Raw genomic sequence first — 15,880 nt, forward strand, 5'->3', positions numbered from 1 at the left:
AAATTATCTAACCAAAAAATTATACAATTTGCTTAACGTTTCCGTCATATTAGAAGATAGTGCAAAAAGACATTCATCTAAAGAAGCTTTTATTAATAATGATTTTCATTTAAGCTTTTTAGATTTAAATAATGCCGCTAATAAAATAGCAAATGGTCTAAAAAGAGTAGGTATAAAAAAAGGGGATAAAGTTGCACTAAGCTGTATAAATACACCTCAATTTCCGATGGTCTATTTTGGTATTTTAAAGGCTGGCGCCATAGTTGTACCATTAAGTATCTTACTCAAAAGGGAAGAAGTTGCTTATCATCTCACGGATTCTGACGCCAAATTATATTTTTGCTTTGAGGGAGTCCCAGGCTTACCAATGCTAGAGGAAGGTTATGCTGGTTTTAAAGCTGCTCCAGATTGTGAACATTTTTATAAAATTTCTGCTAAAGAAAATAAAGATTCTTCTAAAGACCTCAATACTCTTAATTCTCTAATGAAAAAGGAATCTTCTGTATTTGAAACAGTAGAAACAATTTCTAATGATACGGCAGTTATCATATATACTTCGGGAACTACAGGAAAGCCCAAAGGAGCAGAACTTACACACTCAAACCTTTTACTAAATGCTATATTATCTGCAGATATTGCAAATACGCAACCAGAAGATACGCTACTCATTGTACTCCCTCTGTTTCACATTTTTGCAATGACTCTCTTAATGAATTCTGGTATTTATAGAGGAGCAAAAAGTATTCTCTTACCTCGTTTTGACCCTGAAACTACTTTAAAAATGATGGAAAAACATAAAGTTTCCATATTTGCCGGAGTACCCACGATGTATTGGGGGTTATTAAATCATAAAGATAAAAACCTAAATATAAACGCAATAGCCAATAACTTAAAAATTTGCATTTCTGGTGGAGCTGCATTACCAGTTAAAGTATTAGAAAATTTTGAAACCAAGTATAAAGTTAAAATCCTGGAAGGCTTTGGAATGTCTGAAGGGTCCCCTGTAGTAACTTTTAATCATAAAGAAAACATAAGAAAACCAGGTAGTGTTGGTACTGCTGCTTGGGGTATAGATGTAAAAGTTGTAGATGATAATGGAAATGAATTACCTGTTGGAGAAAAGGGAGAATTAGTTTACAAAGGACATAACGTCATGAAAGGCTATTATAAAAGACCCGAAGTTAATGCTAAAGTATTAAAAAACGGTTGGTTACATTCTGGTGATGTTGCAATTAAGGATGAAGATGGCTTCTTCTTTATTGTAGATCGTACTAAAGATATGATTATCAGAGGAGGATTAAATGTGTATCCAAGAGAAATAGAAGAAACAATGATGCAACATGAAAGTATTTCTATGGTTGCTGTTATTGGCATTAAACACGAAAAATTTGGAGAAGAAATTCAAGCCTGTGTAGTATTAAAGGAAGGTAAAACTATAACGGAAAATGAATTAATAGATTGGACAAAGAAACGTATCGCGGCATACAAATATCCTCGTGTAATTAAATTTATGGATAGTTTACCAACAAGTGCCACAGGAAAAATATTAAAAAAAGAATTAAAAGCATATGGAAACTAAAATTAAACCACAAAACAAAACCTCTATTAAAGAGATAGAACAGGCTTTTAAAACTCTTAAAGAAAACCAATTAGAAGTTGGTAATACAACCTATATAGAAAGAAAAGCAAAACTTAATTTATTACATAAAGCAGTATTAAAATATAGAAATGAAATTAAGGATGCTATGTATAAAGACTACAGAAAACATCCTAGTGAAGTTGATTTAACTGAGGTTTATCCTGTTGTAAGTGAAATAAAGCATGCAAAAAAACGCCTCAGAAATTGGATTGGAAACCATTCCATATCTACTCCTTTTGCATTACTTGGATCTAGTTCTTATATAAAATACGAACCTAAAGGTGTTGTTCTTATTATATCTCCGTGGAATTTCCCATTTAATTTAACATTAGGCCCTCTTGTAGGGGCAATTGCAGCAGGTAATTGTGTAATGGTTAAACCGTCTGAACACACTCCACATTCTTCAGAACTAATAAAAAAAATAATTTCAGAAGTTTTTAGTACATCAGAAGTTTCTGTGATAGAAGGAGGTATAGAAGAATCGCAAGCTATTTTAGAACAACCTTTTAATCATATATTTTTTACAGGTGCGCCAAGTGTAGGAAAAATTGTAATGTCTGCCGCAGCAAAAAATTTAACTTCTGTAACCTTAGAATTAGGTGGCAAGTCTCCAACAATTATTGACGAAACAGCAAATATAGAAGCTGCTGCAAGGCGAGTAGCTTGGGGTAAATTTTTAAATAACGGCCAAGTTTGTATTGCACCAGATTATGTACTTGTGCATGCAAATAAAAAAGATGAATTTTTAAATACCGTAAAAAAATATATTAAAAAATTCTATAGTGAAAATGCTGAGCAAGAAACTTCATATTCTCGTATAGTAAATAAAAAGCATTTTACAAGAGTTAAAGAATACATAGAAGATGCCGTTGAAAAAGGTAGCCAAATAGATATTGGCGGAGAATTAAATTCTAACCAAAACTACATTTCGCCAACAGTAATATGTAATGTCCCTGAGGATTCTAAACTAATGAATAATGAAATTTTTGGCCCTGTAATGCCCGTATTTACGTTTAACAATCTAGATGAAGTTATTCATAAAATAAATAACCGAGAAAAGCCATTGGCACTCTATATTTTTAGTAAAAGTAGTAAAAACGTAAAAAAAATTCTTAATAATACCCGTGCCGGAGGTGGCTGTATTAACCATTCGGCAGTACATTTTTTTAATAACAATTTACCATTTGGAGGATCTAACAATAGTGGTATTGGCAAAGCACATGGATTTGAAGGTTTTAAATCTTTTTCTAACCCAAGGGGGATCTTAAAACAACATATTCCAAATGCCTTAGAATTATTATTCCCTCCATACAATAATTTTAAACAACAAATAATAGACATTTTAGTAAAGTACTTATAAAAACCAACTTAAAAATAACTAACTATGAAAATTAAAAACACTAATAAATATCTGTTAACAGTTACAATACTATTCTTTTTTGGAATAACAATACTAACGGCTCAAGAAAATGTAAATGCTAATAAAAGCGAAGGAACAGGTTGGTATATTCAACCAGGTGCTTTATTCGTAAATTTTATTGAAGACTCTAAAGTAAATGCAGCTGGAATGGAGGTTGATGGTGCTTCTGTAGAACTATCGAACGAAGTTACTGCCTCCATGCAATTTGGATATAATTTTTCAGAAAAATTTTCCATATCTAGTTTAATAGCTTTGCCTCCTACTACAACAATTACTGGGAAAGGCGCAATTGCAGGCCTTACTATTGGTGAAGTTACTTTTATACCAATTATACTTAGTGGTAATTATCATTTTAAAATACTAAAAAATATAGAACCTTATATAGGAGTTGGTTTAAATTACACTTTAATTTCAAAAGAAAAAGATAATAATTTATTAGACCTAGAAGCAGAAAATATGTTTGGTTTTGTTCTTAGAGGAGGGGTTAATTATATGTTCTCTAAAAATTGGGGATTAAATGCCTCTGCTACTATGAATTTTATAAAAACAGATATTACAGGAAGTGTAGCTCCAGGAATACCAGGTTTAGGTGGGGCACCTGTAAATGCAGAAGTAAATGTTAACCCTTTAGGTCTCCAAATTGGGTTAGTATATAAGCTTTAAGAATTCATTAAAGTAGATTTTATAATTTTTAAAATAATAAAACAAATTAATTATGAATAAGATACAATTAAAAATGATAGGACATGGATCCATAGTTTTAGTGTTAGGTTTATTAGCTGGCTTTGGTTTAATAATGAGTTTAATTGGTGGCTTTGAAATTTATCCAACTAAAATTTTGGAATTTGAAATTCCAGGCTCTACATCTTCATGGGCAAGAGCGCACTCTGGAGGAATAATGAACGGTATGTTAGTTATTCTAGTGGCTATTGTAATGCATTTAATGAAACTACCCAAAAAAACCACTTCTACTTTATATTGGATGCTCATAGGTACTGGTTATGCCAATATTCTTTTTTATTATGGAGGTATACTAGCAGGCAATCACAGGGCATTAACTTTTGGCAATAATAAATTAGGAGAAACAAGTATTGCAGGAATTATAGGTCTTTTACCTGCTTTAATTTTTGCTTTTGTTCTTATTGTTGCCGTATGGATTATAATGAAACATGCTTTTAGAATGGCTAAAGAAAGTTAATAATAGATTACGTAATAACATAACGCTTCATAAAATAGATATGGCAAATTTAAACACTCAAGATACAAATATAACTACAGATTATTTAATTATAGGGGCTGGTGCCATGGGCATGGCTTTTGCAGACGAAATGCATACACAAAACCCTAATATTACAATGACAATCATTGATAGGAGAGCAAATATTTCTGGCCATTGGAATAATGCATATTCTTTTGTTGGGCTACACCAACCTGCGGCCTTCTATGGTGTTAATTCTAGTGTATTAGGTAATGGATCAACAGATTTATCTTCTAAAAAAGAAATATTAACTTATTACGATAAAGTTTTAAAAAAGCTTGAAAATAGTGGTAAAGTAAAATTTCTTGGCAGACATAATTACTTAGGAGATGGTATTGTTCAAGATTTAGAAAATCCTGACCGTGTTTTAAATTTTAAAGTAAATAAAAAAGTTGTTAATGCCTCTTACATGAAAGTAGAAGTACCATCTACATCTACCCCAAAATATAAAATAGATAAAGGTGTTAATTTAAAACCTTTAAATGCTTTACCAGAAGAATATGATAAATGGAAAAATTTCTGTGTTATTGGGAATGGAAAAACTGGAATGGACGCTATTGTATATCTAGTAAGAAAAGGAGTAAATCCTGATAATATTTATTGGATAACACCCGGAGATTGTTGGCTATTTAATAGAGATTATGTACAAGTTGGTGACCTTTCTAGAGAAGTTTTAGCACATGCAAAACTATTAACGAAAGCAAAAAAAGCGGATGATATTTTTTTAAATATGGAAAAACGTGGTAGCATAGTAAGAATTAATACTAATACTTTACCCACCAACTGGCGCTGTGCTACTATAAGTCCAAGTGAATTAGCAGACTTAAGGAAAATTAAAAATGTTATTAATAAAGGATATGTAAATAGAATAACAGCTACAGATATTATACTTACACAAGAAACTATTCCTTATGAAAAAAACACTCTATTTGTAGATTGTACAGCTAATGGGCTTGCAAAACTTAAAAAAGAGCCTGTATTTTCAGAAAATTTATTAACCCTTCAGCCTGTACTGTTCTGCCAACAAGTTTTTAGTGCCGCTGTGATAGCAAAATTAGAAGTAACTAACATTAGTAAAAAGAATAAAAATAAAATTATACCCATACCTCACCCTGAAAAAGTAGAAGATTGGCCTAGACAATTAGCTGTCTCTATAAATAATTTACTCATATTTCATAGATACTTTCCCATGTGGATGTTTAATGCTAGATTAAATTTTATGAGTCATGAACCTATGCTCGATTATTTTAAATATGCACTAAAAGCAATGCTATTATCCAAAAAAACAAAAAAAGCAGTAATACGATTAGGAAATTATGTTTAAAATATAAACGCAGTTTATAAATGACTAAGTCTTTATAAAATCTTTTTACCAAACTTTATAAATCAATAAAAAACACTAACCATTTTTTTTATTTTCCACCTTTTTCCCTAATAAAATTAAACTTTTCACACTTTAAGTAGTCTAATTTTACAGATATGCTATATTAGTACATCTGTAAAAAGTGTACATTTTACATTTTTATACTTTTTATAGTATTAGCAATTGAGACTGCCTTATGAAAAATTATTTATTTATAATCCTTCTTTTTATTTCTGCACTTGGACATTCTCAATTAAGCAAAAAGCATTTTATACCCCCATTAACCAATGCGGCCTTTGGTAATGCCAACCCCGAAGACCAATATATTTATATTTCTACCCCTAGTGGATTAGATATTACCTACACAATTATTCCAGTTGGGCAACCAACAGCAAACCATATTACAGGAACTGTTTCAAATGCTAATCCAGACGAAGTCTCTATTGGGTATGGAAACGGGCAACTTTTTATCCCTTCTAACTCCACAAGTACTATAACCAATGATAAAGGCTATATTATAGAAGCGGATGCTCCTGTTTATGTATCGGTAAGAATGAATGCAGGTGGCGGAGCTCAAGCAGGAGCATTAGTTAGTAAGGGGTTATCTGCATTAGGAAATATATTTAGAATAGGTAGCTACACCAACCAAAACCCGCAAGACAATTACTTAAACTTTGTTTCTGTCATGGCTACAGAAGATAATACACAAGTTACTTTTGATGACCTACCTGCTGGATTAATTATAAAAAATTATACTGGTATAACCCCAATAACCATAAACTTAAATGAAGGAGAAAGCTACACCATTGCAACAAATAGTTTTGACAGTACCATTAATAGAGACGGACTTATAGGTTCCCTTGTAACCTCAGACAAACCTATTGTAGTAAATTGTGGCTCTACTAATGGTAGCTTTAGTAATGGAAGTGGTAGAGATTATGGCATTGACCAAATAGCCGGATTGTCAAAAATAGGAACAGAATATATTCTTGTAAAAGGAGATGGTAGTAATGAATGGGAAAACATTTTAGTAGTTGCACATACTAACAACACTACTATAAGCATTAATGGTAATCCGTCGGCAATAACAATTAATGCTGGTAATTATTATCTAATAGAGGGCAATCAATTTAATGCCAGCGGTAATATGTATGTAGAAACTTCAGAACCAGTTTTTGTATACCAAGGTGTTGGCGCAACAAATAGTGAAGCTAATCAAGGTATGTTTTTTGTTCCTCCCTTAAGTTGTGAAGCTCGCGGAAATCTAGATAATATTGCTAATATTGGAGATATAGGTAATACCTCTTATACCGGAGGAGTATCGGTAGTTACAAAAGCTGACGCAACAGTAACTATTAATGGCACCCCAATTTCTAACTTTTCTACAATAGGTCCTTCACCGGTAACAGGAAAAACAGATTATGTAACTTATAAAGTAACTGGTCTTTCTAATAATATATCTGTAGAAAGTTCCGATGAATTATATTGCGCATACTTTAACTATAATGGTGCTGCTACCTCTGGAAGTTTCTATTCTGGCTTCCCATCTGCACCCGAAATTAATTTTGATGCACAATTTACTACACTAGGGAACTGTATTCCTAATGTTACACTCTCTGCAGCTAATACACAAAGTTTTGATAGTTTTGAATGGTGGTTTGACGATGGCTCTGGTTTTATAAATTTAAATAACAGTAATACCTCTATAACTCCAACAATTCCAGGTAAATATAAATTAATAGGTATAATAACTTGTACTTTAGAAAGATTAGAATCTACTGAAGTTCCTGTGAGCATTTGTCCGGATGATATAGATAATGACGGTATTATAGATAATTTAGATATTGACAATGATAATGATGGTATCCAAAATTGCACGGAATCTTTAGGCAATGTCACAGTAAATTTATCAAACATAAATACACCACAATTTATTTTTCAAGATAACACCACCAATACAACATTAGCTAACTCTGCCACTTTTATTCAAAACAATACCTCAGGAAACGCAACAAACACTTTTTCAGGTAATACAAACGGAAACTATACTAGCACAGTACAACCTGATACAAATGCGGAGAGCGATTATAGTATTCAATTCTCAGAATCTATAAATGTTTTAGTAGCAGAAGATATAACTACAAATCATACTATAACCGATGGGGAGTTTTTTATCGCTAAAATTCTACCTTCAAATAAAAACATAACCGTTGTAGACCCAGATAATAGATTACTTATAGATTCTAATTTTGATGGTGCTTTTGAAACTGGTGTAACACAAATCTCTGGTTCCGAAATACATTTTAAAATAAATCCATCACCAAATGGTAACACTCCATACTCTTTTCATGCTAACCAAGTAAATGGTTTTTCTTTTACACATAGATTAGCAAATACTGTAAGTTCATCAACATTTACAGCAAATATATCCTTAAGCTGCTACAAATTAGATTCTGACGGAGATGGGATTAAAGATGAAATAGATTATGATAGTGATAATGATGGTATTCCAGATTTTATAGAATCCTTTGCCCCTAATAACTCTCCCCTATCTAATATAGATGAAGACCAAAATGGTTTAGATGATGCTTATGATAGCAATATGCTTCCTATTGATAATGATAATGATGGTGTTCCTGATTATTTAGATTTAGATAGTGATAACGATGGTATTTATGACGTTCTAGAATCTAACAGTGGTTTGCCAGATACAGATTTTAATGGTGTTATTGATAACGTAAACACTTCTATTGGAAGTAATGGCTGGGATAACAACGCAGAAACCAATATTGATGCTAATACTTTAGGATATACCATAGGGGATTTAGATACCGATGGAATTTATAATTATATAGATTTAGAAAGTGATGGAGATAATTGTAGTGATGTAATAGAAGCTGGTTTCTCAGAAAGCACTACAACACCAGGACGTTTACAAGGTACAGGTATAAATACCACAACAGGTGTTGTTACTGGTAACACAGATGGTTACACTACCCCAAGTATTAATTATGCAACAGATGGTACAATTGTAATTACAACCCAACCTATAGATACACAAGTATGTGAGAATGGTACCACGCAACTAACTTTAGTCCACAACCCAACAAGTACGATACAATGGCAAGTAAGCACAGATAATGGCACAAATTGGAATAATATCCTAAACAATGCAATATATTCAGGTGTAGATACTAATATCTTAACTATTATAAGTGCTCCTTTATCTTATAATAATTATCTATATCGAGCTTTTTTAAACAGAGTAGATTACATCTGTGGAACCTACTCAGATGAAATTACGCTTACCGTAAACCCTTTACCTGTTGTAAATGCAAATGTTATTTTAACGCAGTGCGATGATGATATTGATGGCTTTAGCCCATTTAATTTAACCGAAGTAAACACAAAAATATCAAACAATGTAGCCAACGAAAGTTTTACATATTATACTTCGCAAACTGCAGCTATTGCAGGAGATACTACAAGTCCAGATTATATTAATAATCCCACAGCATATATAAATACAACAGTAATTACAGACGTAGTTTGGGCCAATATTGAATCCTCTCTAGGTTGCTCCTCTATTTCTGAAATACAATTAAATGTATCTGCCACCCAAATACCTGCAACATTTCAACGCATGTTTAATGTATGTGATGATTTTTTAGATGTTGATGGAAATAATACTATCAATAACAATGACAGAGATGGTGTTTCTTCTTTTAATTTTAGTAGTGTAACCAATGATGTAGTTAATCTTTTTCCTGTTCTAACAAGACCAAATTTATCTGTTTTTTACTATAGAAATGAAGCAGATGCCTTAGCTGAGATTAATGAAATAACAGACATTACCAATTACAGAAATATTGGATACCCTAATAGTCAGGAAATTTATATCCGAATAGATAACAGTCTTTCTAATGATTGTTTAGGATTAGGCTCTCATATTACTTTAACTGTAGAACCCTTACCAATAGCCAACACCACTACTATTATGCGGCAGTGTGATGATGACCAAGACGGGCTCTTTCCGTTTGACACTTCCACAATACAAGCAAGTATACTTAATGGACAAAGTTTAGCAGATGTTACTATAACTTATTTTGATGCCAACAACGCTCCATTACCTAGTCCATTACCCAATCCATTTATTACAGCAACTCAAACCATAACCATAAGAGTTACTAACAATGTTACCGCTGATCCAAATGGTCCGTGTTATGATGAAACAACTTTAGAATTTACGGTAGACACACAACCAATTGCAAACAGTATTCCACCACAAATTGTATGTGATGGAGATGCAGGAGATATAGATAATGATTTAATTTTCCCTTTTGATACTTCTACTTTCAGTACTACTATTTTAGGCGCACAAACAGGAATGAATATTTTTTATAATTATATAGACGAACAAGGAAATTCAGTTACCAATAGCACAACATTACCAAACCCATTAAATACTAGTTCACAAATAATCACCGTAGAAGTTCGGAATCCTAATAACACAGCCTGTATAGATAATACCACTATCAACTTAACCGTAAACCCACTACCAGAATTTTCTATCAACAACTCGTTAATTATTTGTACCTCTGACCCTACTTTCACTGCCTTGCTAGACCCTATTGAGAATGACCCAAATGAAGTTTTTACATATCAATGGGCATGGACAAGCTTGGATAATACTATACAAAGAGAAGTTTTACCAGAAACCACACCAACACTTACAGTTTCTATTCCTGGCACATACCACCTAACACTTACAAAAACAGATGGCACTAGTTGCCCTAGAACCAGAGACATTTTTGTAAATGCTTCTGAAATAGCTACTATTACTTTAAAAGATATAACTATTAAAGACATATCAGAAAACAATACAGTTACCATTAATGACACCAACAATAATTTAGGACTTGGAGACTATGAATATGCCCTAGAAGATGAATTTTCTACACTCCAAAACGAAGCTTTTTATACCTACCAAGACTCCCCTATTTTTGAAGATGTTTTTCCAGGCATCTATAAATTATACGTCAGAGATAAATATGGATGCGGCACAGTAGACTTAAAAATATCTGTAATAGGACACCAAAAGTTTTTTACACCAAACAATGACTCTATTAATGATTATTGGCAAATTAAAGGTATTAATAGCCAATTTCAACCAAATTCAGTAATCTATATATTTAATCGCTACGGAAACCTAATCACTCAAATATCGCCCAACTCAACAGGTTGGGATGGCACCGCAAATGGCAGACCTATGCCTGCAACAGATTATTGGTTTAAAGTTAATTTAGAAGATGGCAGAGTATTTAAAGGACATTTTGCATTAAAAAGATAAAAGCGTTTCTCTTTTAAAATCTAAATTTTCAATAATTCTATAGGTATATTAATCAAAGAAAAAGTAATCCATACCAAAGATGCTTTCCCTATTTTCAGGGAGTATTGTAAATACTTATATACCTATCTTTGTCTTATATTTATTAATAATAAAAACAAACACTTCCCTTAAAAATGAAAAATTACTTTTTAATTTTATTCTGTTTAGTAACCACTATTAGTGCAAATGCCCAATTTGGTAAAGTTTTAAAAAAAGGAAACATATCTGCTGGTAAAAAATTAGTAAAAGCTGCAACATTGTCTGATGAAGATATGGCTACACTTTCTTTACAATCTGTTCAATGGATGGATGATAATAACCCTGTGGCTGGTCCTGGAGATCCTTATGGCGAACGTTTAAAAAAATTGGTTAGTGGCTTAGAAACAGAAGATGGCCTTACTTTAAACTTTAAAGTATATTTAGTAGTAGATGTTAATGCTTTTGCAACACCAGATGGTAGTGTAAGAGTTATGGCTGGTTTAATGGATTTAATGACAGACGATGAAATATTAAGCGTTATAGGGCATGAAATAGGACATGTTAAATTAGGACACTCCAAAAAAAGATACCAATCTGCTTATGGTATTTCTGCTGCTAAAGATGTAGCTAATGCAAATACTGGGGCTGGAAAAATTTTGGCCGATGATGAAATAGGAAATTTTGTTGAAACGGTTGCTAATGCACAATTTTCACAAACCCATGAATCTGACTCTGATGCATATGGCTTTAAGTTCTTAGTCTCTAAGGGGTACAATTACCATGCTATGGCAGGAGCTTTTCAAAAGCTTGCAGATTTAAGTGGTGATGGAGGAAAAGGTTCTATAACCTCTTCGCATCCTGGTTCTGCTAAACGTACAGAACGTGCTAAAAAATGGGCTAAAGAACAAGACGCAAAAAAATAAATCATAATATCATAAAATTAAAAGCAAAAGGCAATGGTTTCATACCATTGCCTTTTGCTTTTAACAAACACTAATTACCCTTGATAATGCAAGTTGCTTACTACTAAGCCATAATAAATGGTGTTACTTTTGTACTTTTAGCAAATGAAATTTAAGGTAGTATCAGAATTTAAACCAACAGGAGACCAACCACAAGCCATAAAACAATTAGTGAATGGCGTTAATGAAAAAGAACAGTACCAAACCCTTTTAGGAGTTACTGGTTCTGGAAAAACTTTTACTGTAGCAAATGTTATAGAAACAGTACAAAAACCTACCTTAATTCTTGCCCACAATAAAACTCTTGCAGCGCAATTATATTCAGAATTTAAGCAGTTTTTTCCAGAAAATGCTGTGGAATATTTTGTTTCTTATTATGATTATTACCAACCAGAAGCATATATTCCTACTAGCGGAACTTATATAGAAAAAGACCTTTCTATTAACGAGGACATAGAAAAACTTAGACTAAGCACTACATCCTCCTTATTATCTGGCCGTAGAGATGTAATTGTAATTGCATCGGTATCTTGTTTATACGGTATTGGAAACCCTATTGAATTTCAGAAGAATGTTATTTCTATAAAAAAAGACCAAGTTATTGCCAGAACAAAGTTCATGCACCAACTAGTCCAAAGTCTTTATTCACGTACAACAACTGATTTTAAAAATGGCAATTTTAGAGTAAAAGGAGATGTTATAGACGTTTTTCCTAGCTATGCCGACCATGCTTTTAGAATTCACTTTTTTGGTGACGAAATAGAAGAAATAGAGGCTTTTGACCCTTTTAATAATAATGTAATAGAGTTATACGAAAATCTTAATATATACCCAGCTAATATGTTTGTAACCTCACAAGATGTGTTACAAAACGCCATACACCAAATTCAAGAGGATATGGTGAAGCAAGTAGCGTACTTTAAAGAAATAGGAAAACACTTAGAAGCAAAACGTTTAGAAGAGCGCACAACGTTTGATCTAGAAATGATACGCGAACTTGGGTATTGCTCTGGAATAGAAAACTATTCCCGTTATTTAGATGGCAGGCAACCTGGCACAAGACCTTTTTGTTTGTTAGATTATTTTCCAGATGATTTTTTAATGGTGGTTGATGAAAGTCATGTAACAATTCCTCAAGTACATGCTATGTACGGAGGAGACCGTTCTAGAAAAGAAAACTTAGTAGAATATGGCTTTAGATTACCTGCAGCCATGGATAATAGACCTTTAAAGTTCGAAGAATTTGAAATATTACAAGGACAGGTTCTTTACGTTAGTGCTACTCCTGCAGATTATGAATTAGAATTAAGCCAAGGGGTGGTTGTGGAGCAAGTAATTAGACCTACAGGTTTATTAGACCCAATAATTGAAGTGCGCCCAAGTGAAAATCAAATTGATGATTTAATTGAAGAAATACAACAAAGAGTAGAAAAGGATGAACGTACTTTAGTAACTACACTTACTAAAAGAATGGCAGAAGAGCTTGCAAAATATCTTACAAGAATAAATGTTAGGTGTAGATACATACATAGTGATGTAGATACTCTAGAAAGAGTAGAAATTATGCAAGACCTTAGAAAAGGGATTTTTGATGTGCTAATTGGAGTGAATTTATTACGTGAAGGATTAGACTTACCAGAGGTATCTTTAGTCGCAATTTTAGATGCAGATAAAGAAGGATTTTTACGTAGTCACAGATCCCTTACACAGACCATTGGAAGAGCTGCAAGAAACCTAAATGGCCTTGCAATTATGTATGCAGATAAAATTACAAAAAGCATGCAGAAAACTATGGACGAAACTACCTACCGAAGAGAAAAACAAATTGCTTATAATTTAAAAAATAATGTAACACCAAAAGCATTAAATAAAAGTTTAGATAGTGCTCTTGCAAAAAATTCGGTCTCTACATATCACTTCCAAAAAGAAGAATTACGAGCTGCAGAACCAGACATGGATTATCTAACAAAAGAGCAAATTGAAAAATTAATAAAGGACAAAAGAAAGCAAATGGAAGCTGCCGCAAAAGAATTAGATTTTATGCAAGCTGCTAAACTAAGAGATGAAATAAAAGTACTCCAAGAACAAAAATAAGTGTATATTTCAACTATAGTAAGGTGGTTTTTCAAAAAAAACTTAAAAAGTAAATAAAAACTTTACATAAAATAATATAAAATACTGGTTTAAAATATTTTAACATACATTTTTAGATAAGACTAAATTTGTAAAATAAACAATTTTAAGCCAAAAAAGAGCGTTTCAATTTCTTGAAACGCTCACAAATCAACCAACCAAAAAAATCACTTAAATATTCTGCTCTTCAGCACAGAATAAAATGAAAAGTGAAAAATTATCATAAAGATATTTGCCTTTTCTCCTTTGGCAAAGCTTCTTCTTTTTTAGGTAATACAAACTTTAAAATTCCATCTTCATAAGAAGCACTCACCTTCTCTTCTACGATAGTATCTGGCAAATTAAAAGCTCTTTTAAAACCTAATTTTTTAAATTCTCTTTTAGTATATTTTCGATTAGAATCCTTTTTTTCATCTTCCTTTTTTTCTTCATTTGAAACAGAAACAGACAAAATATTCTTATCAATTTCTATTACAAATTCTTCTTTTTTTCTTCCAGGAATTAGCAATTCTATTTCAAAAAATTCATCACTTTCCAAGATATTAACAGGAGGTATTTTTGCTGCATGATTTTCAATTCCACCAAACCAATCTGGCTTAAAAATTTCATCTAATAAAGAAGGCAAAAACACTTCATTTTTTCTTGCTATACTCATAACTATTATCTTTTAATATTAATTTTAATTTATACTTTCTAAATAGTCAAAATACATACCAATTAAACTGTAATGACATTTTGTCTTAATTTTAACTTTCATTAACGACATTTTGTCTGTATAATTATTTTAATACCTCTAGTTGAAAACTACAGAAATTAAAACCACAAAAAGTAGTTATTAAACATTTTATAATACCTTGCAAAAAATAAGATTACGCAAATGACAAATAATGATATTTTTAAAAAGCTTAGAGTTGCCCTAATGCTACGTGATGATAATATTGTGGAAATACTAAAACTAGTAGATTTTAATATCTCTAAGAGTGAGTTAGGCGCCTTTTTTAGAAATGAAGATCATCCCAAATATATGGAGTGCGGAGATCAAGTATTACGCAACTTCTTAAATGGATTAGTAATTCATTTAAGAGGAACAAAAGAAAACCCAAAAACTCCTGCCGAAGCTCTTGCTAACAACTTTAAACCAAAAGCTACAACTCCCACATCAAAAAGCAAAAGACCCGACTATAAGACACAACAACGAAAAAAAATGAATAATGATTTAAGCCCTGTGAAATATAAAAACAAAAAAAAATCCTGATATAATCAGGATTTTTTTTGTTCCTAATAGAGCTTAACCTTTAATTCTAACAGGCATTACATACACTTTACCCGCTATCATTTTAGTTACATCTACTTTTTGATAATTTAAACCAGCCTTTACAAAGCTCTCTACAACAGCATTTTCAGTCTTTACAGATAACACTACAATTTCACTGTAAGCATTTACAGTAAAGCGCACATATGCCGTAGCATCTACTTCACTCTCTGTTAATGTGTTCTTAGAAAGAAGTTTTGAAATTTGCGTTACCAAAGTTTTATTTGGCTTATCCTCATCGCTAGTGTTGTTTGCTAAAAGATTCCCTGCTGAAAGTAACATTGCAGCTACTACTACTAAACTAATTTTTCTCATGACTTTTTGTTTTTAATAAATGATTGATGATTGATGATATGCTTAAAAGACGATGCAGGGCTACAAAATGTTACACTAGAATTATTTTTTAACATTTTTTTAATTCTTTT

At 32.0% G+C, this 15,880-nt stretch carries 11 protein-coding genes; 9 read left to right on the forward strand and 2 right to left on the reverse strand.

Annotation, left to right across the window (positions count from 1 at the left end; genetic code table 11):
• The first annotated feature begins 28 nt into the window (after window positions 1–28).
• The 8 genes from Q0820_RS10990 to uvrB all read left to right on the forward strand — a co-directional run bounded on the left by Q0820_RS10990 (window position 29) and on the right by uvrB (window position 14,104).
• Window positions 29–1,579, forward strand: a complete 1,551-nt coding sequence (locus Q0820_RS10990; protein ID WP_298487689.1) for a long-chain fatty acid--CoA ligase — start codon at window positions 29–31, stop codon at window positions 1,577–1,579.
• Complete coding sequence (locus tag Q0820_RS10995; RefSeq protein ID WP_298487690.1) at window positions 1,569–2,999, forward strand: aldehyde dehydrogenase family protein; 1,431 nt, start codon at window positions 1,569–1,571, stop codon at window positions 2,997–2,999. Before Q0820_RS10990 ends, Q0820_RS10995 begins: the two co-directional genes overlap by 11 nt.
• A gap of 24 nt (window positions 3,000–3,023) precedes the next feature.
• Window positions 3,024–3,722 carry an OmpW family outer membrane protein gene (locus tag Q0820_RS11000; protein ID WP_298487691.1) on the forward strand — a complete coding sequence of 233 codons (699 nt, stop codon included), beginning with the start codon at window positions 3,024–3,026 and terminating at the stop codon, window positions 3,720–3,722.
• Window positions 3,723–3,774: 52 nt separating this feature from the next.
• Window positions 3,775–4,257, forward strand: a complete 483-nt coding sequence (styC, locus tag Q0820_RS11005; RefSeq protein WP_298487692.1) for a styrene-oxide isomerase StyC — start codon at window positions 3,775–3,777, stop codon at window positions 4,255–4,257.
• A gap of 40 nt (window positions 4,258–4,297) precedes the next feature.
• Window positions 4,298–5,641 (forward strand): hypothetical protein, encoded by a 1,344-nt coding sequence (locus Q0820_RS11010; RefSeq protein WP_298487693.1) that lies wholly within the window; start codon window positions 4,298–4,300, stop codon window positions 5,639–5,641.
• A 235-nt stretch (window positions 5,642–5,876) separates the two neighbouring features.
• Window positions 5,877–11,030 (forward strand): T9SS type B sorting domain-containing protein, encoded by a 5,154-nt coding sequence (locus Q0820_RS11015; RefSeq protein WP_298487694.1) that lies wholly within the window; start codon window positions 5,877–5,879, stop codon window positions 11,028–11,030.
• Between the two features lie 173 nt (window positions 11,031–11,203).
• Window positions 11,204–11,971 carry a M48 family metallopeptidase gene (locus tag Q0820_RS11020; RefSeq protein ID WP_298487695.1) on the forward strand — a complete coding sequence of 256 codons (768 nt, stop codon included), beginning with the start codon at window positions 11,204–11,206 and terminating at the stop codon, window positions 11,969–11,971.
• Between the two features lie 144 nt (window positions 11,972–12,115).
• Window positions 12,116–14,104 carry an excinuclease ABC subunit UvrB gene (gene uvrB, locus Q0820_RS11025; RefSeq protein WP_298487696.1) on the forward strand — a complete coding sequence of 663 codons (1,989 nt, stop codon included), beginning with the start codon at window positions 12,116–12,118 and terminating at the stop codon, window positions 14,102–14,104.
• Between the two features lie 259 nt (window positions 14,105–14,363).
• On the opposite strand, the gene Q0820_RS11030 is transcribed toward uvrB, so the two are convergent.
• Entirely contained in the window at window positions 14,364–14,798 is a 435-nt protein-coding gene (locus Q0820_RS11030) for an Hsp20/alpha crystallin family protein (RefSeq protein ID WP_298487697.1), read from the reverse strand.
• 222 nt (window positions 14,799–15,020) lie between these two features.
• Here Q0820_RS11030 and Q0820_RS11035 point away from each other — a divergent pair, with 222 nt between their 5' ends.
• Window positions 15,021–15,398 carry a DUF1456 family protein gene (locus Q0820_RS11035; RefSeq protein ID WP_298487698.1) on the forward strand — a complete coding sequence of 126 codons (378 nt, stop codon included), beginning with the start codon at window positions 15,021–15,023 and terminating at the stop codon, window positions 15,396–15,398.
• A 33-nt stretch (window positions 15,399–15,431) separates the two neighbouring features.
• Here Q0820_RS11035 and Q0820_RS11040 read toward each other — a convergent pair whose 3' ends face one another.
• Window positions 15,432–15,770, reverse strand: coding sequence for a hypothetical protein (locus Q0820_RS11040; RefSeq protein WP_298487699.1), 339 nt, complete (start codon window positions 15,768–15,770; stop codon window positions 15,432–15,434).
• Window positions 15,771–15,880: the final 110 nt, after the last annotated feature.

This window comes from uncultured Maribacter sp. (assembly GCF_947495965.1).
Lineage (GTDB): Bacteria > Bacteroidota > Bacteroidia > Flavobacteriales > Flavobacteriaceae > Maribacter_B.

What these genes read in the sequence shown, in the direction of transcription:
- Q0820_RS11035 (WP_298487698.1), top strand. Translation starts at nt 15,021, where the DNA reads ATGACAAATAATGATATTTTTAAAAAGCTTAGAGTTGCCCTAATGCTA.
- Q0820_RS10995 (WP_298487690.1), top strand. Translation starts at nt 1,569, where the DNA reads ATGGAAACTAAAATTAAACCACAAAACAAAACCTCTATTAAAGAGATA.
- Q0820_RS11015 (WP_298487694.1), top strand. Translation starts at nt 5,877, where the DNA reads ATGAAAAATTATTTATTTATAATCCTTCTTTTTATTTCTGCACTTGGA.
- Q0820_RS11040 (WP_298487699.1), bottom strand. Translation starts at nt 15,770, where the DNA reads ATGAGAAAAATTAGTTTAGTAGTAGTAGCTGCAATGTTACTTTCAGCA.
- Q0820_RS11020 (WP_298487695.1), top strand. Translation starts at nt 11,204, where the DNA reads ATGAAAAATTACTTTTTAATTTTATTCTGTTTAGTAACCACTATTAGT.
- styC (WP_298487692.1), top strand. Translation starts at nt 3,775, where the DNA reads ATGAATAAGATACAATTAAAAATGATAGGACATGGATCCATAGTTTTA.
- Q0820_RS11000 (WP_298487691.1), top strand. Translation starts at nt 3,024, where the DNA reads ATGAAAATTAAAAACACTAATAAATATCTGTTAACAGTTACAATACTA.
- Q0820_RS11010 (WP_298487693.1), top strand. Translation starts at nt 4,298, where the DNA reads ATGGCAAATTTAAACACTCAAGATACAAATATAACTACAGATTATTTA.
- uvrB (WP_298487696.1), top strand. Translation starts at nt 12,116, where the DNA reads ATGAAATTTAAGGTAGTATCAGAATTTAAACCAACAGGAGACCAACCA.
- Q0820_RS11030 (WP_298487697.1), bottom strand. Translation starts at nt 14,798, where the DNA reads ATGAGTATAGCAAGAAAAAATGAAGTGTTTTTGCCTTCTTTATTAGAT.